Below are 24,389 nucleotides of genomic sequence, written 5' to 3' on the forward strand. Positions count from 1 at the left end.
TATGTACTACTCGTACACGGCGGTCGTTGTCGCCTTGTCCTATTTTAATTTGAAACGACTATAGTATATAAGGGAGCTGGCAACGCTGTACTGGTTTAAATTGAATTCACTATAATATTAAATACAGCCAGTTTGCTTGCATAACAACCTGGCTGTTTTCTCTTTACCATCACATCATTGCACGCAAGAATTGCACAATCTGCTCACCTTCAAATTGCGTTTGAAATTTCACATTGACATCACGATTGATTTCAGCAAATAAACGTTCCGCATGTTTGATTTTTTGCTGTTCTTCTTGGCGCAAATCATCGCTGCCTGAAACATTTTTGCTTTCCAAAATCAAATTCAAGGTTTCACCTAAAGCTGTTTTCACAATATAAGCAAAATCAGGAGAATAAGTGCCACCGCCAGCCACAGGAATTTTGATGGAGTTTTTTGGAATTTTCGTAAACACAATCACTTCTTGAACCTGATTATCCGTGATGTTTTCACGCTCCAATTCGCTGTCATAAAACACACTTTCAAACAGAAATTCTTCTAATGGATTCACTTCGTCAAACTGCGTACCCAAATCAGCCGCATTCACTTCCACCAAAGCATTGCCTTGATTATCCGTGAATTTTGTCGGGTGTATGCTACCACCCACACGACTGTAACCCACTTCAAATGCACTAAACGAATGAAGCAACAACCAACGGTCAAATCCTGCCTGAATCGCTTTAATCGTCTGTTCATTCAAATATTGTGAAATAGCCAACACATCGCGCACGGCAAAAAATGCTTGATGTAAGGTTTGCATTTGAATCAAAGCCGTTTGTGATAGTTTCAGCAAAAATTCACGGTAATTTAGTGTGTTAATCGGTTCAAATACTTCATCATACACACTCTCGCTGTTGACGGCTGTTAATAATCCGTTGCTGATTTGGATTTCTTGTTGCACGGTGCGTATGCCCGTTTTTGTGAACTTGTGAGCGTTGTCGCGCAAATATTGCGTGAACAATGCCAAAAATGCCGCTTCATCTTTGATTTTGTATTGCAACAAGGCTTTTTGGTTAATCGCTTCCCACAAGGCTTTAAGTTCATCGTATTTACCCACGCGCATTTTGACTTTTTCTGCCCTATCGCCCGAACGGATAATTTTGTCTTTTTTCAGGCTGCCTGAAACTTCAAAGGCTTTGGGGAATAATTTTTGGGCTTCAGCAAAACCGTTTTCCAAAAACACATCATCGTCATCGGTCAAATCTGCCAATGTATTGCGTATGTTTTTCTTGGTTTCATTTGGATAGGCAGCCTGAATTTTTTCAATCAATTCATCATTTAATTCTGTGAAAACAATCGGCTTAATAACCGCATTATTCACTTCATCGGTCAATGTTTTGACAAAATCCGTTTCGCTGCTGTCCACAAAATAGTTCAGGAAAAACGCATGGTCTTTCACACGCGCCATGTATTCGTTCACAGGCAAACGCAAGCCTCGTCCCACTTCTTGCAATTTACTGGTTTCACTACCGCTGGAACGTAATTTGCAAATCTGAAACACATTCGGATTATCCCACCCCTCGCGCAATGTCCACTTTGAAAAAATAAAACGGCGCGGATTGTCCAACGACAACAAAGCTGCTTTATCGTGCAAAATCTCATGGATTTCCTGCTCGATTTTTTCGTCTTTGTCGCTGTTGTCTCGTGAAAAATAACCGCCATGTGTTTGGCTAATGTCGTTTAAAGCAGTTTGCCAATATTGGCGTAAAAATTCATCGCTTTCATTTTTCAGACGGCATATCAATTCTGCCTGAACCATTTGCTCAAAAACCGTTTTCAGGCTGCCTGAAAGCCGATTTTGCTCATCACGATAACCTTGAATATCGTCAATAAAAAACAAAGTCAGCGGTTTAATCCGCCCACCATTGCGCGTGAGTAATTGTTTTTCTAACTCAAAATGCTGTCTGACGGCTTGGCGCATCATTTTGTCGCGCACACTGTCGCTGTAAGAATAGGGATTTAAACTTTCGCCCTTTTTCATTTCCAAACCATTGCTTAAAACCAACGTGGTTTTGTTCATTTCTGCAACAAATAAATCATCAATTGCGTGATGAATACGGCTTAACAACTCACCTTTACTCAACTTAAATTCTTGTTTATTTAAAACAAAAGTTGCTTCTTTACCGTCTAAATCAATCAGCTTAATCCGCTCGCCATTATCGCCATCAATCTGTTCGGTAAACGCACGAATGCCTTTGACCAAATCATCATTAAACGCATCAATCGCGGTTAAACGGTAAAGCAGATTTTCAAATTTTTGTACACTTAATTTGATAATTTTGCCTTGTTCATTTTTGATGTTTTTGCCATGCTCATCTTTTTTATTGACCTGAATACTTGGAAATGTTGCACCATAACGCAAAATAAATTGCGCCTTAAATAATTGCAAGTTTTGCCATGTAATACCATCAATATCAAATTTATGCGGCTCGTCCATAATCAAAAACGGCTTTACCGCCGCTAATGCTTCAAACGGTACATGGTATTGGTCTTTAATCAAATGGCTACCGTCATTATTTTTGTCTTTACCCGCCATAGTAGGCGAATTGACCATACCCATATTAATCAGCAAAACATGGATTTTCTGCGTATCCTCCGTTTCCACAAAACGCACAATTTCAGACGGCATAGATGATTTATTTGTTTTATTTTTTTGGCTTTCAACCACATACAGTTGAATTTCTTTCTCGCCATACAGACCTGCAAAATCCTGACGGAAATGCTCGGCAAGCGAAGTGCTTTGCAGAAAATTTTTCGTCCCTGCCTTAATGGAAAGCGTTGGCACAACCACAATAAACTTAAACACACCCAACACACGATTTAGCTCAAACATGGTTTTGGTGTAAGTGTAGGTTTTGCCTGTGCCTGTTTCCATCGCAATATCCAGTACATTGCTGCCTGAAAGCGGTATGTCTTCCACGCTGTTGGCTTTTTGGATTTTCTGCAAATTATCCATTTTCAGGCTGCCTGAAAACATGATTTCAGGATTTTCATCACGGCTATTTTGCTTGGGTGGATGTATATGGTTAAACACACTCAAAACCGATTCAATCGCCCGCTCTTGATGTGGTAAATTTTTTTCGTAAGTAAAACCAGCCATTTAAACCCTCGCCAACACGCTCAAATTGTTCAAACCTTTTTTATTGGCATAAGTTCCAACCGCTTGCGCCAATTCTTTTTGCATGGCACTTTCCATATTTGCGCTGAATAAAACAATGCGTTCAGGGACAAAATCCTTGTCGTTGTCCAGTTTTTCAATCAAGGCTTTGACGCATTCGGAATGGAAACCGCTTGCCAGCAAATACAAATGATGACGGCAGTAATAAGCCGTGTAACCAGCTAAATCAACAGTTTGGACTTTTTCAGGCAGCCTGCAACCGTCATACACACGCCAAGTGGTTAAAAGCATGTGCAATTGCTCATCGCTTAAAGCCGTATCTGTGATATGCGGTAAATCAGGCTGAATGGGGTCAAAGTCGGTATCTGATGCCGTCTGAAAGTTTGGCTCGGTTTGGAAAACTTTAAAGCCCAAATCGCCTGAATAGTCGGGGTTTTCATTTTTAATTTTTTGACTTGCCTTTTGAATACGGGCTTTGGTGATGTCAAAAATGGTTTCATAACCTGCTTTATAGGCTTCGGATTTTTCATCTGTTTTTTCAGGTAACTGCACGCAAATAAAACGGCGGTTGCCGTTGTCTTTGTCTTCTGCATTTAATTGCATCACGGCATGAGCAGTTGTGCCACTACCTGCGAAGAAGTCTAGGATTAAACTATCTTTGTAACTACCTAATTCAATAATACGTTTAATCATATTGATAGGTTTTGGATTCTCAAAAATTAATTGACCGAATATTTGTTTAATCAATTTTGTATCAGGAGAACTATCAAAATACCAAAAATTATCAGGTACAGAATCATCCTCTTCTGTAATATAAGATTTAATGCTTGGTGGCGTATTCTCATCACCATACCAAATTAAACCAGCTTGTTGTAATGCAAGTAAATCTTCATAAGATTTATCCCAACCACGTTCAGGAATAACACAGGGCTTACCAGTATACGGATTGATAATTGTGTAATCTTTTCTGCCACCTTGTCTTGATAAATCAGCATCTTTAAAAACGCCATTTTCATCTACTTTATTCCAACGACTTAAATGTGCATATTTAGGTCGTTTATACATTTCTTTAATTTCCATATCAATTTCATCAATATTCAACCCCATTAACTTTAATTGTTTGAATTTTTTTGCAATATCCTTTGTTCCTTCTTTTTTGACACGCCAATTTGAATGCATAACAGATAGTCTTTCAAGACTTTTAGCATAAACAAATAAATACTCTGTACTTACACCAATAAATTTTGCTTGATTTTTACTCGAATTATTTTTATGGATACATTCCGCAACAAAATTCTCTTCCCCAAACACTTCATCACACAAAATCTTTAATTGCGCCTGTTCATTGTCGTCAATGCTGATAAAAATCACGCCATCTTCGCGCAATAATTCACGCGCTACATACAGACGCGGATACATAAACGTCAGCCACGCGCTGTGCGAATTGGATTTTTTCGCGGTAAATTCCAGCACACGTTGCGCCTCTTCCAAACTCATGCTCCCCAGTTCTGCCAATTGTTCAGGCGTGAATTTGCGGTCGTCTTGATAAACAAAACCATCTGAACCTGTGTTATAAGGCGGGTCAATGTAAATCATCTTAATTTGATTTTTGTAGGCATGTTTCAGGTGTTTCAGCACTTCCAAATTGTCGCCTTTAATCAATAAATTTTCGCTGTTGGCGTTTTCAGGCTGCCTATTGTGTTCCGTATCTTCTGCCAGTAAAGTTTCAGGGGGCGTGTCTTTCAAAACACGCGCATAAGATTTGCCGAGCCAATTGAGATAGTGATAGCCTTCCTTCTGTATCGGAATGCCGTCTGAACGTAACATATCTGCCATTTTTTCAGGCAAAAAAGCGCCGTGTTTGTCAAAACAGTTGGGGAAATGTTGTTTTAAGAGCGCAAGCCGTTCATTTTCAGGCTGCGTGTTTGATGAAAACAAGATTTCATGGGTAAGATTATTCATGGCTTACCCCTTGTTTAAATTGATAATTAAATGATTTTAAAGTATAATTGCGTGCGTGCGTGCGTGCGTGCGTGCGTGCGTGCGTGCGTGCGTGCGTGCGTGCGTGCGTGCGTGCGTTGCCATAATTACGTCCTAAATAAAAAATTATGAATTATAAAAGTAATCTGGCAAAATAGCACCTTGATTGATATCTTATTTAAATTTATAATGAAATCCTAATCTTTCAGCCTATTCTTGGCTTTATCTTTTCCATTTCGGAAATCTAAATTCTGTATTTTCCCTTTTTCATTACTTTAAACCGATTGTAAACGCTGCTTGATTGCCGTTGTTTCGTTCGGCAAATTGTTGTGGCTTTTGCAAATCATGTTAGGAGTTTCCATGATGCAAAATACCGTTATCGTGTATTACCGTTTGTATGACAATCGCCCACATGTTGCACAATTAAGTTTACCTGTTACGCTGTTAAGCAGTTTAACTGCACAGCAATTGCGGATTTATTTGTGTGGTTATGTGGATTGTTATCCTGATAATTTGATTCGTTTTCAAATCATACCTGTTTCTCAATTTCGTTAAGTTGAAAGGACAAACCATGTTCACACAATTATTGCTTACTGTACGCTTATCGCCTGAATTGCCGTCTGAATATCGTACCGTAACCGTGAATAACCGTGAGGTTTTAGCGAAATTAAATTGTGCTGAAATGTTGTTGTATCTTGCAGGCAGCCTGAAAATATTGCCTGAACAAATTATCACATGGAAAAAAGCTCCTGATGAAATTTATCATGCGGATAAATTGCTGGAATTGATGCTTGCCAATGGTTTTGAACGCCATGAAACGGATAAGGGTGTGATGCTTTTAAAGCAACGTGAAAAAGGTGCGTGGAGTTTTAAATGGGACGATTTAGCGCAATATCACAGCCGTCATCAACCCGAAATTGCAGGTTGGTTTATCGGGGAACATTTATTTTGTTGTCCTTTGATTGCACGGTTGGATATGAGTCGCGCGTTTCAGCCTAAATTGATGATTGAATACGATATTTAGCCTTTTCAGGCTGCCTGAAAATAAAAAAGGGACTGCGTAATGCAATCCCTTTTAGCTTATGAATCAAACCATACTTTTCGCATTTCTGCTAACAAAGCTGGTGTAATTTCATACCCTTGCATTTCCCCAATTACGCTATCAATACCGCAATATGGGCAACATGCTGTATAACTTCCGTCTGATTCTTGCATAAAATCATCATCTTTCAATTCAGTTGATGAATAAATGCGTTGGCAATAAAAGCAACCACATGTTTGTTCGGTTGCTAAATCTGTTTGATTGCGTATGCAAGCTGCGTGGGCAGTAAGGGCATCTGTTGTTGATTTATTCATGATTGACTCCGTTTTGATTGGTTAATTGACAAATTCGCGTGTTGCCAGCCAACTTTCAATATCCTCAACCCGAAAAGCAATGCGCTTGAAATCATTGATATAGTGAATTCAATTTAAACCAGTACAGCGTTGCCAGCTCCCTTATGTACTCGGTGTACACGGCGGTTGCTGTCGCCTTGTCCTGATTTAAATTGAATCCACTATACAAAATTTTATACAATTTTAGTGCAAAAAAGAAAAGGACTTAACCTATAAAAAGTTAAGCCCCTAAATTTATTTGGTCGGAGTGAAAGGATTCGAACCTTCGACCCCTTGCACCCCATGCAAGTGCGCTACCAGGCTGCGCCACACTCCGATAAATGAAAGTTTAGATTATAGAATTTTTTTAATTATCTAGCAAGAGACTTTTCAATTTTTGCTAATAAGTTCTCCAATTCAATACGCATTTCAGACGAAATAATCGCAAGATTAGCATACTTATCCAACATATCAAGAGAAAAATAGTCATAAATACTGTGACGTAGTGAACGAAGTTTAATCACATCTAACCGAATTTAAAGTCCGCTCATCCTTATTTAACCTTCTTGATGCTGCCACTCTTGCCATTCTTTAACCTTAATACTCACTAATTAGTGCAAGCCTTTCAAATATCAAAATAACATTTATTTAGCAGAAAAAGGAACTAAATTAACGTTGTTTATCATAATAATGCTCCACCATACCTTTTAATTTTTGGCTAGCGTGGAAAGTTACAACACGACGCGCAGTAATAGGCACTTCTTCTCCCGTTTTAGGATTGCGTCCAGGACGTTGTGGTTTATCACGTAATTGGAAATTGCCAAAACCAGAAATTTTGATTTCCTCACCACTTTCTAAAGTTGTACGAATTTCTTCAAAAAACAATTCAACAATTTCTTTAGCATCGTTTTTGCTAATGTGGCTTACTTTTTCTACTAAAATATCAGCCAGTTCAGCTTTAGTAAGAGTCATGTTTTGTTACCCTCGTCATAAAAAAATTAAACGCGAATTATCCTTAATTTTTCGTTACTATTCAAGTGAATAGTTGGAAATAATCTAAAAAAATACAAAAAAAATGATTTAGGACAATATTCCATGCAGCCTGAAAATAAGAAAACTGTTTCAGGCTGCCTAAATGTAAGTTCTAAGTATAATGGATTCAATTTAAATCAGGACAAGGAGATAGCGACTACCGTGTACACATAGTATAGGTGTAGAATTAAATAAACGGTACACACAAGAGAACAGTTATGGCTTATTCACAAGATTATCGCCAAATGATTTTAGAAAAATTAAATTCGGGTTACAGCTACCGTGAATTGGCAGCGGAATATGGCATCAGTCGCAGTACCATTCAACTATGGAAAAAATGCATTGAACGTAAACCCTACCCCAAAAGAACCAATAAAATCAATGATGAATTATTGCGAAAAGACGTAGAACAATTTCCTGATGATTTTCAAAGAGAACGCGCTGTTCGCTTTAACTGTTCACAAAGAGCCATTGGTGTGGCACTTAAACGGCTAAAAATCACTCAAAAAAAAGATTCTTAAACACCCCAAAGCTCAACCCGAAACAATTGAACAATTTCTCTCATTAAAACAACAGTATGAGCAAGAGAAACGTCCTATTGTTTATATTGATGAAAGTGGTTTTAAAAACCAAACTTATCGTCCTTATGCCTATGCGCCAAGAGGACAAGTTTGTCATGGCAATCACAACTGGCAAATCAAAAACACAACCAATGCCATTGGCGCACTATACCAAAATCAATTGATTGCAGTGGGTTTGTATGAATTCAGCATCAATTCAGATGTGTTTTATTCATGGGTTCAAAACGTTTTACTGCCACAATTACCGCCCAACAGTGTTTTGGTAATGGATAATGCGACTTTTCACAAACGTCAGGACATTCAAGAGCTTATTGTTTTATCAGGGCATGTGATTTTATGGTTACCGCCATACTGTCCTGATTTGAATTTAATTGAGCACACTTGGGCTTGGATTAAACATTTACGTCAAGATTGGTTATTGGATTGCATTCACTCTTTGTTTTTTTATTTTACTTGGTTGTGTACCGAATTTTAATTTCTTTATCTATACATAAGGGGGCTGGCAACGCTGTACTGATTTAAATTGAATCCACTATATTATTGCACGAATAATATGCACAGAAAAAACCACCTGAATTTCAGGTGGTTTTTATAATTTGGTGCCGACAGCGAGACTTGAACTCGCACGAGCTAGGCTCACCACCCCCTCAAGATGGCGTGTCTACCAATTTCACCATGTCGGCAAAAAGTTATTTCGCGCCACTTGCTGCTTGTGGTATAGGTGTTTCAGTTGTAGAAGATGGCGTGGTTGTAGTTTGTTTAACTGTACTAAAATCCAAACCACTTTTTTTACCACTATTACTGTTTACATAACCCAATGCTAAGCAAGAAGCAAAGAAAATCATTGCACTAATCGCGGTCATGCGACTTAAAAAGTTTGCATTACCAGCAGAACCAAATACCCCTTGCGCACTACCTGAACCACCAAAACTTGCACCTGCATCTGCCCCTTTACCGTGCTGCATTAGTACAAGCACAATAATGGCAAGTGATGAGAAAATATTGACAATCCAAATAAGGGTTTTAAAGGCTTCCATGTTTTGATTAGGCTTCTTGTGCTGCGTTGATGATGGCAGTAAACGAATCATATTTGAGTGATGCGCCACCAACTAATGCACCATCAACGTGTGGTACGCTAAAAATGTCGGCGGCATTTTTTTCATTCACGCTGCCACCGTAAAGAACGCGGATATTAGCATCATTGCCACATAAAGACAAGATTTCGTTATAAATAAATTGATGCATATCGGCAATTTGCTCTTTGGTTGCCACTTTTCCTGTGCCGATTGCCCATACAGGCTCATAAGCCACAGCAAAGTTTTGCGTTTTTAATCCTTTAAATACAGATAGTTGGTAAGCAACTGCCTCTTTTTCGCGACCATCTTCACGTTCTTTCAAACTCTCGCCTACACACAGCAAGGGAATTAAGCCGACATTTAATACATTTTCAATTTTCAAACGTTGGATATCGTTCTTTTCATTGAAATATAAACTGCGTTCTGAATGCCCAATCAGCACAATATCTACACCTACATCGCGCATCATTTCTGCTGAAACTTCGCCTGTGTACGCGCCTTTATCGGTAAAGCGACTCACATCTTGGGCGCACACATGGAGTTTATTGTCTAACACAATTTGCACAGCGTTGTGTACTTGCAACAAATAAACAGTAGGTGGCGTGATGCCAATACAGACATTTTCCATTGCAGGCAAACCGCGTAATTTGTGAACAAGCATGTTGTTCTCATGCAGTTGTCCATTCATTTTCCAGTTACCTACCACCCATTTTTGTTGCCAAATATCCTGTTCCATTTTTTCCATGATATATCCCCTAATTTGAGATTCAGATGAATGGTTATTGTACCGCAATTTGAAGATTTATGTAGTCATCTGTAATCAAAGGCTGCCTGAAAATACATTTTGAGTTCAAAACTGTGTTCATCATTTCAACCCAATGCAGTCTCTATTTCGTGCAACATTTTATCGAGAAAGCGTCCTTGCCGTACCGTTTCCGCTGCTTCTATATAGCGCTTCTCATCAAAATAAGTTTTCAGGCAGCCTAATAAATCTTCACGTTTTGCAGTAATTTCTGTATGCAGTTGTTGTATGGTATCGGCGTCATTTTCCATGCGTGCTTCCATGAGCATTTCACGCCATTGCATTTGTTGCATTAAAAATTCAGGCGCAATATGTGTATTATTCGGGTCATCTGGATTAATGTTTTGTGCTTGCAATAAATAAACTGCACGCTCCAACGGATTTTTCAAGACTTGATATGCTTGATTAATGGTTGCAGACATCATCATGGCTTGCTTTTGTTCAAATGCTGATGCTGCGGCAAATTTATCAGGGTGAAATTGCATGGCAAGCATACGATATGTTTGTTCTAATATTTGATTATCAATAGAAAATTGTTCAGGCAGCCTGAAAAGTTGAAAATATTGTGTCATGATGTTGGTTTTATAAGCATATTGAATGAGTTGAAATTATAACAAAAGGCAGCCTGAAAATTATTTTTCAGACTGCCTTTTCTTTGATACACCATATATCTAGCTAAAAATATTGCGAATTTGCATAAAAAATATCACTATTTTTTATAAAAATAAATTTTATGACGTTTTTATATGGTTTTATCCTTAATGAGTCTTTTTATTCTGAAAATACTCTGCTATATTGCAACTGTAAAGAAACCGCTGTTTTTTTGGGCGGTTTTGTTTGTTTTTATTAATTATTGTGAGGTTTGTTATGCCACAGAAAAATAGGTCGGCATTTGTTGCCACAGGTTTAATGCTGTTCGCACTGTTTTTTGGTGCGGGTAATTTGATTTTCCCTGCAATGATGGGACAACAAGCTGGTAATCATGTATTAACTGCTATGTTAGGTTTTTTGATTACGGGTGCAGGTTTACCTTTATTAGGTGTCATTGCGGTGGGTTTTTCTGGCTCGCGTGATATTCAGGAAATGGCTTCTCGTGTTGCGCCTTGGTATGGGGTTTTATTTGCAGTCATGCTGTATTTGGCGATTGGTCCATTATTTGCTAGTCCTCGTACGGCAACCGTTTCGTTTGAAATTGGTGTTATGCCATTTTTAGGCGAAATTGATAAGGATGCAAAAAGCTTATATTTGGGTATTTTCTCATTCGTGTTTTTTGCAATTGCATTTTGGTTGTCTATTTCGCCCAATGAATTGGTAAACCGCGTGGGTAAAATTCTAACGCCCGTTTTATTATTGACGATTGCAATTTTGGTTATTACCGCGGCAGTTAAACCTATGGGTGCGCCTGAATTACCAATAGACGACTACACCAACAAGGCATTTACCAAAGGTATTATTGAAGGGTATGGCACAATGGATGCGCTGGCTTCTTTGGTTTTTGCCATTATCGTGATTGATGCCATTCGCAATATGGGCGTTACCGACAAAAAACAAATTTTGTCTTTAACAACATGGGCTGGATTGATAGCTGCTAGTTGTTTAGCGGTGGTATATATTTTCATTGCTTACATGGGTGCAACCAGTGTGGCTGGCTTGGGTATGCAAGAATCAGGAGCGGCTGTATTGTCCAAAAGTGCTACACATTATTTTGGAACAGTTGGACAAACATTATTAGCAGTAATTGTATTCTTGGCATGTTTATCTACCGCAGTGGGTTTGATTACTGCTTGTGGTGAATATTTCAACCGCTTGATACCACAACTGTCATATGGCAAATGGGTTGTTATCTTTACTTTGGTTTCATTTGGCTTTGCCAATGTGGGTTTAAGTGAAATCATCAAATTGTCTATTCCTGCATTGATGCTATTGTATCCATTGACGATTGCCATTATTGCGTTGGCTTTCTTGCACCCATTATTCGCTGGCAAGCGCATTGTTTATGTTTGCACCATCGCGGCGACTGCGGTATTTGCTATTTTTGATGGCTGGAAAACGTTTTTCGGTACGGATAGTGGTGTAACCAAAGACATCAATACGTTCTTAAACGAAAATTTGTATTTGTATGATGCAGGCTTGGGTTGGATTTTGCCAGCCATCGTGGGTTTTGTGATTGGTGTAGTATTGAGTAAAACCATTGCAAAATAATCAACATAGGGTAATTATAGTGGATTCAATTTAAATCAGGACAAGGCGACAGCGACCGCCGTGTACACATAGTACATAAGGGAGCTGGCAACGCTGTACTGGTTTAAATTGAATTCACTATAAAACTAGGGGTACTCCCTAGTTGAAACTATAAAAATAGCGCGTTGTGAATCTCAATCACAACGCGCTATTTTTCATCAATATTCAATCAACAATGCACCCCACGCAAAACCGCCACCGATGCCTTCCAACAGCAATTTTTGCCCACGAACAATACGTCCATCACGAATACCTGCATCCAATGCCAACGGAATAGATGCCGCTGATGTATTCGCATGTTCATCTACCGTTAAAATCACTTTATCCATGCTCAAACCCAAATGTTTAGCAGTAGATTCAATAATGCGACGATTAGCTTGATGTGGTATGAGCCAATCAATATCCGCGTGCGACAAACCTGCTTGATTCAACACTTCATCAGCAACCGCTGAAAGTTGCTTCACTGCAAATTTAAATACACCCTGCCCATCCATTTTCACAAATGGCGAACCACAAATTTGCCCTTCTGACATTTGTACTGGCAAATGCAATAAATGCAAATATGAACCATCTGCGTGTAATTGACTGGCAATGATACCACCTTGCTCACTTGCACCCAGTACAACTGCACCTGCGCCATCGCCAAATAAAACACAGGTTGCACGGTCTTCCCAATCCACAATACGACTGAAAATATCCGCGCCAATAACCAACACTTTTTGCGCCATACCACTTTGAATATAAGCATTTGCCGTATTTAACGCATACATAAAACCCGCGCATACCGCTTGTACATCAAATGCAGGGCAGCCTGAAATCCCCAATTTATGCTGCACAATCGTTGCAGTCGCAGGAAATTGCATATCAGGCGTAGTAGTTGCTAAAACAATCAAATCAATTTCTTCGGGCAAAACACGCGCTGCAGCAAGCGCACGGCGTGCCGCTTCGGTTGCCAAATCACTGGTTTTCTCCTGTTCCGCAGCGATATGCCGCGCTTTAATACCTGTGCGTGTGGTAATCCATTCATCCGAAGTATCCATGCGTTGTGCTAAATCATCATTGGTAACGCGAGTGGCTGGCAAATAACTGCCTGTGCCAAGAATTTGGGCATTTCTCATCATATTTATATACAAATTTTGTCAATAAAACGTAGCTATTGTATGCGGTTTTCGCTACGCTGTGTGCTAAAATTATATCACTTTCAATTTTTCAGGCTGCATAAAGGGTGCAAATATAGTCGTAGAAGTGAAAATGTAATACAAGGCGGTTAGCTGCAGACAGTACAAGCAGTACGGCAAGGCGAACCAACGCCGTAGTACTTTTTCAATTCTGCGACGATACATCAAGGCAGCCTGAAAACAATTAAATACTATTAAGGAATACAAAATGCGTTTATTACACACCATGCTGCGTGTCGGCAATTTAGAAAAATCATTGGCGTTTTACACCGAAGTTTTGGGTATGCGCGTGTTGCGCCAAAAAGATTATCCTGATGGTCGTTTTACTTTGGCGTTTGTTGGATATGGCGAAGAAAGCGAAACCGCTGTCATTGAATTAACCCATAACTGGGACACGCCAACTTATGATTTGGGTACAGGTTATGGACATATTGCGATTGAAGTGGACGATGCTTATGCGGCGTGCGATGCGGTTCGTGCCAAAGGTGGCAAAGTAACCCGCGAAGCAGGCCCAATGAAACACGGTACAACCGTGATTGCGTTTGTGGAAGACCCCGATGGTTACAAAATTGAATTTATTCAGAAACAATCGGGCGATGATTCTTACTAATTTTATCGCTTAATCAGATAGGCAGCCTGAAAATCGTGTGTGATGGTTTTTCAGGCTGCCTATAAGCATAAATATCTTTTTATCTATAACCCAATCATTCAAATGATTTTTTTGATGCAGCTGTAGGTCGGGCATTCATGCCCGACATTATCACGGTATCTTGTGTCGGGCATAAATGCCCGACCTACGCAAACTCAAGGCATGATGTCTTGATGCAAGTTTCAGGCAGCCTGAAAACACATTTTAAACAAACACAAAGGAAATCAACATGAAAAAATTTTTAGCGGCATTGGTTGGCATCAGTGCATTGTTATTGGGTGGATGTTCTGTGCTGGGTGCATTGGGAAATATAGGGGAAAAGAAGATTATCAATGTAAATGTTTATGCTTATAACCATACGGATAAAATTATTAATTTTAGTTATTCCCCCGTACCCAAAGGTCCGCCACCCAGTGATATGAGTAAAAGCATTCCCTTATTAGGGGGAGGAGGGGGGTGGTCAGCTGGTATTTCACCTTATGCATATGCATCTAATTTGAATTTTGCCGTTCCCAGACAATATGATCCTAATTTTGCGCTGTTGGTGCAATGGTACAACAATGAAACGTATCCTCAAATAACGCTAACCAAAGTAGGTGTACTACCTTATCCTGATGATGCAGATGGTTATTTATCACTTCACTTTATGCCAGATGGTTCCATTAAGGGTTTTTATGGATTAGATGCAGAAAATCCTTATCGGGACGATTACCGAACCCGAAAAGCGCAATTTCAAAAAGGAAAAAATAATGAATAAACAGGATAAAAAAACAGCTTTGGATGTGTTTGTTTGTAAAAAAGAATTGAAATTTGGTATTTTTTTTGATGGAACAGGGAATCATCGGGAGTTTAATTTCATTAAAACCCGATTTCTATTGGAAAAATACCCTTTAACCAAATTATCAAAAATCAATGCCAAGATTTCACCAAATAATGAAAATAATATAGCAAGCGTAGCCTGTGCAATTAACGCGAATTGTTAAATGGTAGGGTGGGCAACTCGTTGCCCACGCAGTTTAATCAGATACGCATAAAATGATGTTTTATTGTGAAATATTTGATTTCAGGCAGCCTGAAAAACCATTTCGGCTGCCTGAAAACTTTTTATTCTTCGTCCATTTTCTTGATTTTGTGGTCAAACACAAATGTACCGCACGGAATAATCGCCGCAACCAAACCCAATAAAAACCAAATCATTGACCAAGCTTTTTTGTGGCTGGTAATCAACAATGTCAGTAAAAAAATCAAAAACAAGATGCCATGTGTCATGCCTGCTGGGAAAATCAGACTGGGATTATCAAACATGTATTTCATCGGCATTGCCACAAAAAACAATGCAATAGACGACACCCCTTCCAGAAAACCCACCGTGCGCAATACTTTGGTGCTCATATTATTGTCTTACAAAATGAAAAAAATCAGCATTATAGCGACAATTTGTCTTTCAGGCAGCCTGAAATGAATTTGCTATAATGCGATTTTGATTTTTTCAGGCAGCCTGAAACCATGTCCACAGATAAATTTGATTATTTGGCAGATTTGAATGCCGCTCAAACCCAATCTTTTCATCAAAATGCCCACGCGAAAACGCTAGCACAATTTTGCCAATCCGAATATTTTCATAAAACAAAACAAGATATTACCGAGAAACTGCAAGACGACAAACAAATCCCATTTTGCCAAGAACACCGCGCGAAAATGTACCACTTCCACCAATCGGCGGAGCAGCCCAAGGGCGTGTATCGCGTGTGCAGCGCGGCGAGCTATCGCGCGGGGCTGCCTGAATGGGAGATTTTGTTTGCGGTGGCGGATTTTGACACGATTTTGGGCGATGATGTCTATTTAGACGGCGTGTCGCACTATGTGGAGCAGCCTGAAATGGCTTTGCTGACTTTGTCATCCGCAGGTTCAGACAGCGCATACACGATTGAATTTAATTTGAAAAATCGGGAAATTGTGCCAAATGGTTTCCACTTTCCGCTTGGCAAAAACCACATTGCTTGGCGCGATGAAAACAGCGTTTGGGTCTGCCCAGCTTGGGACGAGCGGCAACTGACCACTTCAGGCTATCCGCGCCAAGCGTGGTTGATGCAGCGTGGGCAGTCGTTTGAAGATGCCACGCCTGTTCACGAAATGGATGCGGACGGCGTGTTAATCCACGCTTGGCGTTATTTGGACGGGCAGGGCGCGCCGATTGATTTGATTGAAGCGGCAAACACGTTTTACACCAAAGATTATTTCTATGTGAATGCGAATTTGCAAGCCGTGAAATTGGCTTTGCCCGATGATTGTGAGATTGTCGGCTATTTGGCAGGGCAATTATTGTTAAGATTGAAATCGGATTGGCAACGCAGCAAGCAAAAATATTGTTCAGGCAGCCTGATTGCCGTGAAATTGAACAAGGGCGAATTGGGCGAAGCGCAATGTTTGTTCACGCCCACCGCCACGCAAGCATTGGAAAGCGTTGAAACGACACGGAAATTCATCATCATCACATTGCTGGACAATGTTTCAGGCAGCCTGAAAGCGTGGAAATGGCAAGACGGCACTTGGCAGGAAGTCGCCTTGCCCGATTTCCCGAAAGGCGCGATTGAAATTGCCGACCAGCCTTGGGGTGGCGACACGGTGCATTTAACCGCTAGCGATTTTGTTACGCCCCTGACTTTGTTTTCGTTGGATTTGAATGTGATGGAATTGACGGTATTGCGGAAACAGCCCAAGCAATTCAATTCGGAAAACATTTCGGTTAATCAATATTTTGCCACTTCGCATGACGGCACGCGCATTCCCTATTACCACGTTGGCAAAACGCAATCGCCCGACACGCCCACTCTGGTTTATGTGTATGGCGGTTTCAATGTGGCGGAATTGCCGCATTATATGGGCGCGATTGGGCGGCATTGGCTGGAACAGGGCGGTGCGTTTGTGTTGGCGAATGTGCGCGGTGGCGGCGAGTTCGCGCATTGGCACACCGCAGCCATTCGTGAAAACAAACACAAAACGGTTGATGATTTGTTGAGCGTTTTGAATGATTTATGTGAACTCGGTTTCACATCGGCAAAAAAAATCGCCATTCAAGGCGGCAGCAATGGCGGTTTGGTGGTCGCGTCCGCGTTTTGCAGGCAGCCTGAAAGCATGGGCGCGCTGATTTGCGAAGTGCCGCTCACGGATATGTTGAGCTACACCGAATTGTATGCAGGTGCGAGCTGGATAGACGAATATGGCGACCCCAACGACCCACAAATGGCGGATTATTTGGCGCAATTCTCGCCCTATCATCAAATTTCAGGCAGCCTGAAATATCCGCCCGCACTCATCACGACCAGTCTGTCGGACGACCGCGTCCACCCAGCCCACGCGCTGAAATTTTATGCGAAATTGCGTGATGTTGCCCATCAGCAATCGTGGCTCTACGCACCACCAACAGGCGGACACACGGGCAACGGCACACAAGCGGATACCGCCGCAGAATTGGCGTGTGTGTTGGCGTTTTTGCGTGAGACGATTGTTTTGTAAAATATAGTCGTTTAAAATTAACACGGACAAGACAGCAACACCCACCATATACATCCATTACACAAAGGAGCTGGCAACGCTGTACTGGTTTAAATTGAATTTACTATATTTGTATTTGAAACAACTATATTAATGCAGCCTGAAAATAAAGTTTTATTTTCAGGCTGCATCAATACATTATTATCAATCGTATTCAATTACGCTGTTTTATAGTGAATTCAATTTAAACCAGTACAGCGTTGCCAGCTTCCTTATGTACTATGTGTACACTGCGGTCGCTGCCGCCTTGTCCTGATTTAAATTGAATCCACTATAGGATAAACCGCCACCACTCGCGCATTGAAACCCGAAGCATGCTGAATATTTGGCGCACCAATCCACACAGCCGCACCTACCGCAGGCAATTCAGGCAAGCGATTCAATACTTCAATTTGAAATTTATTTTGCGACAACCAATATCGTTCACCACGCAAATCTCCGTGCAAACGACAATCTTCTGCGCTATCAGTATCCAAAGTTTCGTGTCCAATCACAGCCACATTGCGTTGTTCATGCAAAAATTTCAATGCGTCCAAATCCCAACCTGGGGTATGAGCTTGTCCATTTTCATCATAATTATAAAACGCTTTTTTATCGTGCCAACGTACCGACCAGCCGCTCGCAAATGCCACAAAACTGCCTTCGCTGATTCTGCCATATTCTTGCTCAAACGCCAAAATATCTTCTACCGTCAAACGATAATCAGGATTATCTTGTACCGCTTGTTCTTTGTGAATCACAAATAATGGATAAAACCATTCATGCGCCTGAATTTCATGTAACGCGCGTGTATTGGGTGCAAAATGAATGGGTGCATCAATATGCGTGCCATATTGACTGACCAGCGTATATTCATGCGTAAAGAAACCATCTTTTTCCACCGTAAACAACACCCGACTTTTAAGCGGACTAAATGCAGAAAAATGTGGCGTATCCGCATTAATTTCATGGCTTAAATCCAACCAATTTTGTGTTTTTAAAAATTGCGTGATTTCTAAAATATTCATTTTACTTCCCTTCCTGTCAAAAATATGATGACCCGAATACAATGGTTTCATCTTACCAAAATCTATTCCTTATGAGAAAGATTATTTGATTCTTTGGGATAGATAAAATGATTTAGAATAATATAGTTAGTTAAATTAACGCTGAATAATAGTCATAATGCAGCCTGAAAATATTTTTCAGGTTGAAACCTTTGCAAAACTCAAAATCATAGGTCGGATTTTTGAATCTGATATTTCTCATATTTAACAAACATTTATTTTGATTTAAAACATTAGATACGAATTTCCAGACAGCTTAGGTGTGTTTCAATAAACTATAGTCGGTTAAAATAAAAACAACTTAACAACCATTCTCTTAACCATTCCTACAAAAAAGTGTATGCTAAAATACCTTTTTCCATTATTCCTCAATTTTCAGGCTGCCTTTTGACCCAATTTCAAAAAAAGCAGCCTGAAAACACAATACACCATGCTACACACCGACAATATCCACACTCAAACCACACCGCGCATCATCGCCGCCCAAAGCCAATCCAAACAAGAAGAACAATTGGAACGCGCCTTGCGCCCCAAAACCCTGCAAGACTACATCGGACAAGACAAAGCCAAAGCCCAACTCGCCATTTTTATTCAGGCTGCCAAAAATCGCGGCGAAGCCCTTGACCACACTTTATTATTTGGTCCCCCTGGTTTGGGGAAAACCACATTGGCAAATATTATCGCCAAAGAATTGGGCGTGAATTTGCGCCAAACCTCTGGACCTGTACTGGAACGAGCAGGCGATTTAGCCGCTTTGCTTACCAATTTAGAGCCACATGATGTTCTTTTTATTGATGAAATTCACCGCTTAAGCCCAGTCGTGGAAGAAATTTTGTATCCCGCGATGGAAGATTATCAATTGGACATTATGATAGGCGAAGGTCCTGCGGCGCGAAGCGTGAAAATTGATTTACCGCCATTTACCCTGATTGGTGCGACCACGCGAGCGGGCATGCTCACCAATCCCCTGCGCGACCGTTTTGGCATTGTGGCGCGATTAGAATTTTATGAAAACAAGGATTTAGCTACCATTGTCAGCCGTTCCGCCCAATTATTAAACATGAATTTGGACGAACAAGGTGCATGGGAAGTGGCACGGCGCAGTCGTGGCACACCGCGCATTGCCAACCGTTTGTTACGGCGTGTGCGCGATTATGCGGACGTGTTGCACGCGGCTGGCAGCATCAACGCCGACATCGCAGACGCGGCATTATCCATGTTGGACGTGGACAAAATCGGGCTGGACATGATGGACAGAAAATTTTTGGAAGCCGTGTTACACAAATTCGGCGGCGGCCCTGTGGGATTAGACAATGTGGCGGCGGCAATTGGCGAATCCACCGACACGATTGAAGATGTGATTGAACCCTATTTGATTCAACAAGGTTTTTTGCAACGTACCCCTCGCGGTCGCATGGCAACCGAAGCTGCGTTTTTGCATTTTGGTTTACCCGTATCACAAAGCTAATTTTCAGGCAGCCTGAAAGGAACATTCATGATAATTTTTTTAGATTTTGACGGCGTATTACATTCCACTTACACTTTTCAATCTAACCAAATGTTTAGCCAACTGCCTATTTTTGAAACATTTTTCAGGCAGCCTGAATACGCAGATATTGAATTCGTGATTTCGTCCACATGGCGATACGGACGTAATCTAAACGAATTACGTCAGCCATTTTCACTAGACATAGCTGCACGAGTTATTGGCAAAACACCCGAAAATATAGCCACCACACGCATCGGTTCGCGTGAACAAGAAATCCTACATTATTTGCGCGACACGGGACGCGAAGGCGAAACATGGCTAGCATTGGACGATGTCCGCAGTTATTTTGACCGCCATGCTGACCGCGTTTATTTTTGTACCGCTGACACAGGTTTAACCAAGCGCGATTTGCCCTTATTGGCACAGATGATTGCGGATTACGCATAAATACTATTTTTCAGGCTGCCTATATTTTAGGCAGCCTGAAAAATATTTGGCAAAATAAATAATTATCTTACTTATCCACATATTATCCCTGTGTAAAACACAATAATCGTGAACAAAAGGCAGCCTAAAAATCAACTTGCTTAAATTTTTATCATTATAAAATTAACATTTATAAACAAATGATTAAATGACTTATCCACACATTATCTACGTACTTTATCCATGAAACATATGAAAAAAGGCAGCCTGAAAATGTATCAAATTCATTTTCAGGCTGCCTTTTTCTTACTTACCTTCCTCGCTATCTAAAAAACTTTTCAGTTTATCAGAACGAGTTGGATGGCGTAATTTACGCAATGCTTTGGCTTCAATTTGGCGAATCCGCTCACGAGTAACATCAAATTGTTTACCCACTTCTTCCAGCGTGTGGTCGGTATTCATGTCAATGCCAAAACGCATACGCAATACTTTTGCTTCACGCGGTGTCAGGCTTTCCAACACATCAGCGGTAACTTCACGCAAGCTGGAATACATTGCCGCATCAGCAGGTGCAACATTGTTCACGTCTTCAATAAAATCACCCAAGTGCGAATCATCGTCATCGCCAATCGGCGTTTCCATAGAAATCGGCTCTTTGGCAATTTTCATGATTTTGCGGATTTTGTCTTCGGGCATTTCCATGAGTTCCGCCAATTTTGCTGAATCGGGTTCTTCACCAGTTTCTTGCAAATATTGACGTGAAATGCGATTCATTTTGTTAATGGTTTCAATCATGTGGACGGGAATGCGGATGGTACGCGCTTGGTCGGCAATGGAACGCGTAATCGCTTGACGAATCCACCACGTTGCATAAGTAGAAAATTTGTAACCACGACGGTATTCAAATTTATCTACCGCTTTCATCAAACCAATATTACCTTCCTGAATTAAATCAAGGAATTGTAAACCGCGATTGGTATATTTTTTCGCAATGGAAATAACCAAACGCAAGTTGGCTTGAATCATTTTTTGTTTGGCAGCAGCGGTTTCTTTTTCGCTTTTAACCATATTTTTGCTGATGTCTTTCAGCTCCGCAATAGAGATACGCGCTTGATTTTCCAAGTCTGCCATAATGGTTTGTTTTTCCAAAATGGCGTGGCGGAAACGGTCTAGTGTTTCACTCCAAGCATGCTTACGAGCGATTTCTTCTTCCAGCCAATCCAAATTGGTGGCATTGGACATGAAATTACGGATGAAATAATCTCTATCCATGCGTACACGGTCAAGACAAATATCACGAATTTCTCGTTCTAATTTGCGGATTTGGTCTACTCTGCCGCGCAAGTTTTCACTCAAATTCTCAATTTGGCGTGTGGAAAAACGCACTTCCAACAATTTTTGTGCAATGGCATCGCGGTGTTCCAAATATTTGGCATGCCCACTATCGTGTTTTTCCAAAGCCTTAATCATTAAGCCGTAGCTTTTTTCAATTTGTTTGAAATGTTCCAAAACTTGGCTTTTCAATTCTTCCAAGTTTTGGCTTTCCATTGCACTGGCTGCACCCTCGTCTTCATCTTCGTCTTCTTCGCCCCCTTCTTCACTGCTGTCTGCATCGCCATTACTGTCGTCGTCGGTATTCAGGCTGCTTTCTAAATGCCCCAAACCTAATTCATTCAGCAAAACTTCATTCGGGTCAATAATGGCTTCCACCACCTCATCCACACGAATTTCATCTTTTTTGACTTGTTCAATCAAAGCCAAAATTTCGCCAATGGAACCAGGGCAAGCTGAAATGGCTTGAATCATGTTTTTCAGCGCGTGTTCAATTTCTTTGGCAATTTTGATTTCATCTTCGCGAGTCAGCAATTCTACTTGACCCATTTCGCGCATATACATACGCACAGGGTCAGTCGTGCGACCAAATTCGGAGTCAGCTTGCGATAAAGCAGCTTCGGCTTCGGCAACCGCATCTTCATCGGTTACACCTGCGCCATTTTCATTCATCAACAATGTATCTGCATCTGGAGCTTCTTCGGTAACTTGGATACCCAAGCCTTGAATCATATTGACAATATTATCAATTTGCTCCGCATCAGACATATCGTCTGGCAGTGAGTCATTAATTTCTGCATAAGTAATGTAACCGCGCTCTTTGCCAACAATAATGAGGCGACGCAAACGTTCACGCTGTTCTTCTGGCGTGAGTGGGCGGTTATCATTTTGTTCGTCGTTATCGATGTCTTGATTAATGGATTCTGACATTTTTTGGAAACTCATTGAAATAAGAAGTACGTGTTCAGGCAGCCTGAAAATTTCTGTCGTTTTGTTTTAGACAGCACGCGAGGTGCGAACACGGGTTGCGTCTGCGATAGCCGTATCGTTTTGACTTTCAGACGTTGAATAATGGATGTATAGGAATTATATGGGGGTTATTGCTAAATTTTGCAAGCACCCTATAAAAAATAGGGCTGTAATTATAGCAGAATAATTGATTTTTTGCAGATTTTTTACGAATCATAAAAATAGATTTTCTATGGCATAAATAGGCAGCCTGAAACCTTAATGTATCATTTGCACATGGTCGTTTTTTTGCCTCGTCTTATTTTTATTTTAAACAACTATAAAATGTAGCCTGAAAAATAAAAATGCACTATCATTTTTCAAATTTGATTTTGCACCACCAAACACAACACATCTTACACCATTCATTGATTGATAACACAAGGAAATAAAAAATGACTATCATCGTAACAGGCGCAGCGGGCTTTATTGGCAGCAATATCGTTAAAGGCTTGAACGAGCGCGGTATCACTGACATCATCGCCGTTGATAATCTGACACGCGGCGATAAATTCCGTAACCTTGCCGATTGCGACATCGCGCATTATTTGGATAAACATGAATTTATCCGTCAAATCCGTGAACATCAATTTCCATATGACGACATTCGCGCTGTATTTCATCAAGGCGCGTGTTCCGATACCATGAACCACGATGGTAAATATATGATGGAAAACAACTATCAATACACTTTGGATTTGTTGGATTGGTGTCAAGACGAGCGCACACCATTTTTGTATGCGTCCAGTGCGGCCGTGTATGGTAAAGGTGAAACATTCCGTGAAGAACGTGAATTGGAACAACCACTCAATGTGTATGGCTACTCCAAATTTTTATTTGACCAAGTGGTGCGTCAGCGCATGGAACAAGGTTTGACAGCGCAAGTAGTCGGCTTTCGTTATTTTAATGTATATGGCATGCGCGAACAGCATAAAGAACGCATGGCATCGGTTGCATTCCACCACTTTCATCAATATCAAACCAATGGTTTTGTGAACTTATTTGGCGAATATGGTGGCTATGGCAATGGTGAACATTCACGCGATTTTGTCAGCGTAGAAGATGTGGTCAAAGTAAATTTGCATTTTTTGGATAATCCTAATCAATCGGGTATTTTCAATTTAGGCACAGGCCGCAGTCAACCATTCAATGATTTAGCCGCCGCTACGGTTAATGCTTGTCGCGTTGCACAAGGTAAACAGGCTTTGTCTCTAGAAGATTTGGTAGAACGCGAAATTGTGCGTTATATCCCCTTCCCTGATGCGCTTAAAGGCAAATACCAAAGTTTTACCCAAGCCGATATCGGTAAATTGCGTGAAGCGGGTTATACTGATAATTTCTTTGATGTAGATGAAGGTGTTAGTCGCTACGTTCATTGGCTATTACAAAATCAATAAATCAAAAGGCAGCCTGAAAACCTATTTTCAGGCTGCCTTAAGTTTTATTCCAGTACTTAAATAGAG

General features: G+C 40.6%; 23 protein-coding genes and 2 tRNA genes. 12 read left to right on the forward strand and 13 right to left on the reverse strand.

What is annotated here, in order from left to right:
* Positions 1 to 169 precede the first annotated feature (169 nt).
* Entirely contained in the window at positions 170 to 3,139 is a 2,970-nt protein-coding gene (locus tag MIS45_RS07650) for a type III restriction-modification system endonuclease (RefSeq protein ID WP_249450096.1), read from the reverse strand.
* Positions 3,140 to 5,119 carry a site-specific DNA-methyltransferase gene (locus MIS45_RS07655; protein WP_249450097.1) on the reverse strand — a complete coding sequence of 660 codons (1,980 nt, stop codon included), beginning with the start codon at positions 5,117 to 5,119 and terminating at the stop codon, positions 3,140 to 3,142.
* Positions 5,120 to 5,497: 378 nt separating this feature from the next.
* On the opposite strand from MIS45_RS07655, the gene MIS45_RS07660 reads away from it, so the two are divergent.
* Entirely contained in the window at positions 5,498 to 5,692 is a 195-nt protein-coding gene (locus tag MIS45_RS07660; protein ID WP_249450098.1) for a hypothetical protein, read from the forward strand.
* Between the two features lie 16 nt (positions 5,693 to 5,708).
* Entirely contained in the window at positions 5,709 to 6,161 is a 453-nt protein-coding gene (locus MIS45_RS07665) for a hypothetical protein (RefSeq protein ID WP_249450099.1), read from the forward strand.
* Between the two features lie 56 nt (positions 6,162 to 6,217).
* Here MIS45_RS07665 and MIS45_RS07670 read toward each other — a convergent pair whose 3' ends face one another.
* From MIS45_RS07670 to MIS45_RS07680, 3 genes are all read right to left on the reverse strand, one after another.
* Positions 6,218 to 6,493: a hypothetical protein gene (locus MIS45_RS07670; protein WP_249450100.1), complete on the reverse strand. Its 276-nt coding sequence runs from the start codon at positions 6,491 to 6,493 to the stop codon at positions 6,218 to 6,220.
* A 278-nt stretch (positions 6,494 to 6,771) separates the two neighbouring features.
* A tRNA-Pro gene (locus MIS45_RS07675) sits at positions 6,772 to 6,848 on the reverse strand.
* 332 nt (positions 6,849 to 7,180) lie between these two features.
* The gene (locus tag MIS45_RS07680) at positions 7,181 to 7,483 is read right to left on the reverse strand and encodes an integration host factor subunit alpha (RefSeq protein ID WP_249448196.1); all 303 of its coding nucleotides are present in this window, start codon (positions 7,481 to 7,483) and stop codon (positions 7,181 to 7,183) included.
* Positions 7,484 to 7,761: 278 nt separating this feature from the next.
* On the opposite strand from MIS45_RS07680, the gene MIS45_RS07685 reads away from it, so the two are divergent.
* Both MIS45_RS07685 and MIS45_RS07690 read left to right on the forward strand, forming a co-directional pair.
* Entirely contained in the window at positions 7,762 to 8,064 is a 303-nt protein-coding gene (locus tag MIS45_RS07685; protein WP_249441922.1) for an IS630 transposase-related protein, read from the forward strand.
* Positions 8,065 to 8,089: 25 nt separating this feature from the next.
* Positions 8,090 to 8,599 carry an IS630 family transposase gene (locus tag MIS45_RS07690; RefSeq protein ID WP_249447679.1) on the forward strand — a complete coding sequence of 170 codons (510 nt, stop codon included), beginning with the start codon at positions 8,090 to 8,092 and terminating at the stop codon, positions 8,597 to 8,599.
* 122 nt (positions 8,600 to 8,721) lie between these two features.
* Here MIS45_RS07690 and MIS45_RS07695 read toward each other — a convergent pair.
* From MIS45_RS07695 to hscB, 4 genes are all read right to left on the reverse strand, one after another.
* Positions 8,722 to 8,807, reverse strand: a tRNA-Leu gene (locus MIS45_RS07695).
* A 6-nt stretch (positions 8,808 to 8,813) separates the two neighbouring features.
* Positions 8,814 to 9,161 (reverse strand): preprotein translocase subunit SecG, encoded by a 348-nt coding sequence (gene secG, locus MIS45_RS07700; RefSeq protein WP_249442057.1) that lies wholly within the window; start codon positions 9,159 to 9,161, stop codon positions 8,814 to 8,816.
* Between the two features lie 7 nt (positions 9,162 to 9,168).
* Complete coding sequence (tpiA, locus tag MIS45_RS07705) at positions 9,169 to 9,936, reverse strand: triose-phosphate isomerase (RefSeq protein WP_249443822.1); 768 nt, start codon at positions 9,934 to 9,936, stop codon at positions 9,169 to 9,171.
* Between the two features lie 134 nt (positions 9,937 to 10,070).
* Complete coding sequence (gene hscB / locus MIS45_RS07710; protein ID WP_249450101.1) at positions 10,071 to 10,574, reverse strand: Fe-S protein assembly co-chaperone HscB; 504 nt, start codon at positions 10,572 to 10,574, stop codon at positions 10,071 to 10,073.
* A gap of 295 nt (positions 10,575 to 10,869) precedes the next feature.
* Here hscB and brnQ point away from each other — a divergent pair, with 295 nt between their 5' ends.
* On the forward strand, positions 10,870 to 12,204 hold the full coding sequence (brnQ, locus tag MIS45_RS07715; protein WP_249450102.1) for a branched-chain amino acid transport system II carrier protein: 1,335 nt from the start codon (positions 10,870 to 10,872) through the stop codon (positions 12,202 to 12,204).
* Between the two features lie 197 nt (positions 12,205 to 12,401).
* Here brnQ and MIS45_RS07720 read toward each other — a convergent pair whose 3' ends face one another.
* On the reverse strand, positions 12,402 to 13,361 hold the full coding sequence (locus tag MIS45_RS07720) for a beta-ketoacyl-ACP synthase III (protein WP_249451358.1): 960 nt from the start codon (positions 13,359 to 13,361) through the stop codon (positions 12,402 to 12,404).
* A 268-nt stretch (positions 13,362 to 13,629) separates the two neighbouring features.
* Here MIS45_RS07720 and gloA point away from each other — a divergent pair, with 268 nt between their 5' ends.
* The 3 genes from gloA to MIS45_RS07735 all read left to right on the forward strand — a co-directional run bounded on the left by gloA (position 13,630) and on the right by MIS45_RS07735 (position 15,053).
* On the forward strand, positions 13,630 to 14,031 hold the full coding sequence (gene gloA / locus MIS45_RS07725) for a lactoylglutathione lyase (RefSeq protein WP_249450103.1): 402 nt from the start codon (positions 13,630 to 13,632) through the stop codon (positions 14,029 to 14,031).
* A gap of 268 nt (positions 14,032 to 14,299) precedes the next feature.
* Complete coding sequence (locus MIS45_RS07730; protein ID WP_249450104.1) at positions 14,300 to 14,827, forward strand: hypothetical protein; 528 nt, start codon at positions 14,300 to 14,302, stop codon at positions 14,825 to 14,827.
* Positions 14,820 to 15,053 (forward strand): hypothetical protein, encoded by a 234-nt coding sequence (locus tag MIS45_RS07735; protein WP_249450105.1) that lies wholly within the window; start codon positions 14,820 to 14,822, stop codon positions 15,051 to 15,053. Before MIS45_RS07730 ends, MIS45_RS07735 begins: the two co-directional genes overlap by 8 nt.
* A gap of 121 nt (positions 15,054 to 15,174) precedes the next feature.
* Here the strand turns inward: MIS45_RS07735 and MIS45_RS07740 are convergent, their stop codons facing one another.
* On the reverse strand, positions 15,175 to 15,462 hold the full coding sequence (locus MIS45_RS07740) for a DUF3817 domain-containing protein (RefSeq protein WP_249450106.1): 288 nt from the start codon (positions 15,460 to 15,462) through the stop codon (positions 15,175 to 15,177).
* A gap of 114 nt (positions 15,463 to 15,576) precedes the next feature.
* Between MIS45_RS07740 and MIS45_RS07745 the strand changes: the two genes are divergently transcribed.
* Positions 15,577 to 17,586, forward strand: a complete 2,010-nt coding sequence (locus MIS45_RS07745; RefSeq protein ID WP_249450107.1) for a prolyl oligopeptidase family serine peptidase — start codon at positions 15,577 to 15,579, stop codon at positions 17,584 to 17,586.
* A 296-nt stretch (positions 17,587 to 17,882) separates the two neighbouring features.
* Here the strand turns inward: MIS45_RS07745 and MIS45_RS07750 are convergent, their stop codons facing one another.
* Positions 17,883 to 18,632: a cyclase family protein gene (locus MIS45_RS07750; RefSeq protein ID WP_249447554.1), complete on the reverse strand. Its 750-nt coding sequence runs from the start codon at positions 18,630 to 18,632 to the stop codon at positions 17,883 to 17,885.
* 469 nt (positions 18,633 to 19,101) lie between these two features.
* Here MIS45_RS07750 and ruvB point away from each other — a divergent pair, with 469 nt between their 5' ends.
* Together ruvB and MIS45_RS07760 are read left to right on the forward strand one after the other, a co-directional pair.
* Positions 19,102 to 20,139 carry a Holliday junction branch migration DNA helicase RuvB gene (gene ruvB, locus MIS45_RS07755; RefSeq protein ID WP_249447553.1) on the forward strand — a complete coding sequence of 346 codons (1,038 nt, stop codon included), beginning with the start codon at positions 19,102 to 19,104 and terminating at the stop codon, positions 20,137 to 20,139.
* A gap of 27 nt (positions 20,140 to 20,166) precedes the next feature.
* The gene (locus MIS45_RS07760) at positions 20,167 to 20,607 is read left to right on the forward strand and encodes an HAD domain-containing protein (protein WP_249450108.1); all 441 of its coding nucleotides are present in this window, start codon (positions 20,167 to 20,169) and stop codon (positions 20,605 to 20,607) included.
* A 285-nt stretch (positions 20,608 to 20,892) separates the two neighbouring features.
* Here the strand turns inward: MIS45_RS07760 and rpoD are convergent, their stop codons facing one another.
* On the reverse strand, positions 20,893 to 22,848 hold the full coding sequence (gene rpoD / locus MIS45_RS07765) for an RNA polymerase sigma factor RpoD (protein WP_249445511.1): 1,956 nt from the start codon (positions 22,846 to 22,848) through the stop codon (positions 20,893 to 20,895).
* A gap of 473 nt (positions 22,849 to 23,321) precedes the next feature.
* Here rpoD and rfaD point away from each other — a divergent pair, with 473 nt between their 5' ends.
* Positions 23,322 to 24,323, forward strand: a complete 1,002-nt coding sequence (gene rfaD, locus MIS45_RS07770; RefSeq protein ID WP_249445512.1) for an ADP-glyceromanno-heptose 6-epimerase — start codon at positions 23,322 to 23,324, stop codon at positions 24,321 to 24,323.
* Positions 24,324 to 24,389 lie beyond the last annotated feature (66 nt).

It is taken from the genome of Wielerella bovis, from assembly GCF_022354465.1.
Taxonomy (GTDB): domain Bacteria; phylum Pseudomonadota; class Gammaproteobacteria; order Burkholderiales; family Neisseriaceae; genus Wielerella; species Wielerella bovis.

What these genes read in the sequence shown, in the direction of transcription:
- MIS45_RS07660 (WP_249450098.1), top strand. Translation starts at nt 5,498, where the DNA reads ATGATGCAAAATACCGTTATCGTGTATTACCGTTTGTATGACAATCGC.
- MIS45_RS07680 (WP_249448196.1), bottom strand. Translation starts at nt 7,483, where the DNA reads ATGACTCTTACTAAAGCTGAACTGGCTGATATTTTAGTAGAAAAAGTA.
- MIS45_RS07655 (WP_249450097.1), bottom strand. Translation starts at nt 5,119, where the DNA reads ATGAATAATCTTACCCATGAAATCTTGTTTTCATCAAACACGCAGCCT.
- MIS45_RS07740 (WP_249450106.1), bottom strand. Translation starts at nt 15,462, where the DNA reads ATGAGCACCAAAGTATTGCGCACGGTGGGTTTTCTGGAAGGGGTGTCG.
- MIS45_RS07735 (WP_249450105.1), top strand. Translation starts at nt 14,820, where the DNA reads ATGAATAAACAGGATAAAAAAACAGCTTTGGATGTGTTTGTTTGTAAA.
- MIS45_RS07760 (WP_249450108.1), top strand. Translation starts at nt 20,167, where the DNA reads ATGATAATTTTTTTAGATTTTGACGGCGTATTACATTCCACTTACACT.
- MIS45_RS07730 (WP_249450104.1), top strand. Translation starts at nt 14,300, where the DNA reads ATGAAAAAATTTTTAGCGGCATTGGTTGGCATCAGTGCATTGTTATTG.
- rpoD (WP_249445511.1), bottom strand. Translation starts at nt 22,848, where the DNA reads ATGTCAGAATCCATTAATCAAGACATCGATAACGACGAACAAAATGAT.
- hscB (WP_249450101.1), bottom strand. Translation starts at nt 10,574, where the DNA reads ATGACACAATATTTTCAACTTTTCAGGCTGCCTGAACAATTTTCTATT.
- MIS45_RS07720 (WP_249451358.1), bottom strand. Translation starts at nt 13,361, where the DNA reads ATGAGAAATGCCCAAATTCTTGGCACAGGCAGTTATTTGCCAGCCACT.
- gloA (WP_249450103.1), top strand. Translation starts at nt 13,630, where the DNA reads ATGCGTTTATTACACACCATGCTGCGTGTCGGCAATTTAGAAAAATCA.
- MIS45_RS07745 (WP_249450107.1), top strand. Translation starts at nt 15,577, where the DNA reads ATGTCCACAGATAAATTTGATTATTTGGCAGATTTGAATGCCGCTCAA.
- tpiA (WP_249443822.1), bottom strand. Translation starts at nt 9,936, where the DNA reads ATGGAACAGGATATTTGGCAACAAAAATGGGTGGTAGGTAACTGGAAA.
- MIS45_RS07685 (WP_249441922.1), top strand. Translation starts at nt 7,762, where the DNA reads ATGGCTTATTCACAAGATTATCGCCAAATGATTTTAGAAAAATTAAAT.
- brnQ (WP_249450102.1), top strand. Translation starts at nt 10,870, where the DNA reads ATGCCACAGAAAAATAGGTCGGCATTTGTTGCCACAGGTTTAATGCTG.
- secG (WP_249442057.1), bottom strand. Translation starts at nt 9,161, where the DNA reads ATGGAAGCCTTTAAAACCCTTATTTGGATTGTCAATATTTTCTCATCA.
- MIS45_RS07650 (WP_249450096.1), bottom strand. Translation starts at nt 3,139, where the DNA reads ATGGCTGGTTTTACTTACGAAAAAAATTTACCACATCAAGAGCGGGCG.
- rfaD (WP_249445512.1), top strand. Translation starts at nt 23,322, where the DNA reads ATGACTATCATCGTAACAGGCGCAGCGGGCTTTATTGGCAGCAATATC.
- MIS45_RS07670 (WP_249450100.1), bottom strand. Translation starts at nt 6,493, where the DNA reads ATGAATAAATCAACAACAGATGCCCTTACTGCCCACGCAGCTTGCATA.
- MIS45_RS07665 (WP_249450099.1), top strand. Translation starts at nt 5,709, where the DNA reads ATGTTCACACAATTATTGCTTACTGTACGCTTATCGCCTGAATTGCCG.
- ruvB (WP_249447553.1), top strand. Translation starts at nt 19,102, where the DNA reads ATGCTACACACCGACAATATCCACACTCAAACCACACCGCGCATCATC.
- MIS45_RS07750 (WP_249447554.1), bottom strand. Translation starts at nt 18,632, where the DNA reads ATGAATATTTTAGAAATCACGCAATTTTTAAAAACACAAAATTGGTTG.